General features: G+C 73.6%; 1 protein-coding gene. It reads right to left on the reverse strand.

All coding sequences use genetic code 11. The features are described from left to right. On the reverse strand, positions 1 to 740 hold a 740-nt coding region (locus IE94_RS36655; protein WP_209441116.1), incomplete at its 3' end, for a hypothetical protein. Between the last annotated feature and the right edge of the window lie 144 nt (positions 741 to 884).

Raw genomic sequence — 884 nt, forward strand, 5'->3', positions numbered from 1 at the left:
GACTCGGCGCGGTCACCGGCGCCGTACTCCCCGGGGGAGTCGACGCTCATGTCTTCCCCGTCCTCGTCCGACTCGCTGAACAGACTGCCCGCCCGCTCGGACCCCGGTGCGGTGAGGGGCAGAGCGGCGGCCCAGTACTCACCCCCGTCGTCGGTGCGCACCCGGACCATAGACACCGGCGTGCGGCCCCGCTTGCCCAGCTCCTCCCAGGAGTCCGGCTCACGGCCGGGGTAATAATCGAAGTACTCGAGCGACACCCTGTGCACTCGCGCCAGCAGTTCCGGTATCAGCAGGCCATCACGGGCCCACGTGTCCTGCGCGGCGATCACGTCGGCCAGATTCGTCAGCTGTTCGGGCGCCACGCCCAGCTTGGCCAGCCGCGCGCGCATCTTGTCCGACGGCTGCCGTACCCGTGCGGCGAGATCGCCGCTCACCCGGCCGGCCGGCCAGAGGTCGCCCGCCTCGTCCCGCAGGCCGGCCGCCACAGCGAACGCACCGAACACGGAGTAGCCGCCGCTCTCGTCGTCGGCCAGCCGGTACCCGACCTGGGCGATGCTCTCCGCGGCATCCGCCAGGCCCGGCGGGGCCATGGCCGGGCCGCCCGCCGACGTGCCGGGGGCACCACCGGGCACACCCGGACGGGCCCGGCGCACCACCGCGAACCCGGCCGCCAGAGACCGGGCCCGCGGCAGATCACCGGCGTCGATCGCGGCCGCGACCTGGCCGACCATCTCTTCCACGACAGCGCGTTCCGCCTGACCCCGGGCCCTGGTCGCGGCGTCCTCCTCCGGCCCCATCAGCATCACGGGCCCGAGATCAACACCGGCCGAGGCAAGCAGGGAAACAGCCGTCTGCTCCGCGTCCGACAGCCCCTGCGGCTCCTC

Source organism: Streptomyces violaceorubidus, from assembly GCF_000717995.1.
Lineage (GTDB): Bacteria > Actinomycetota > Actinomycetes > Streptomycetales > Streptomycetaceae > Streptomyces > Streptomyces violaceorubidus.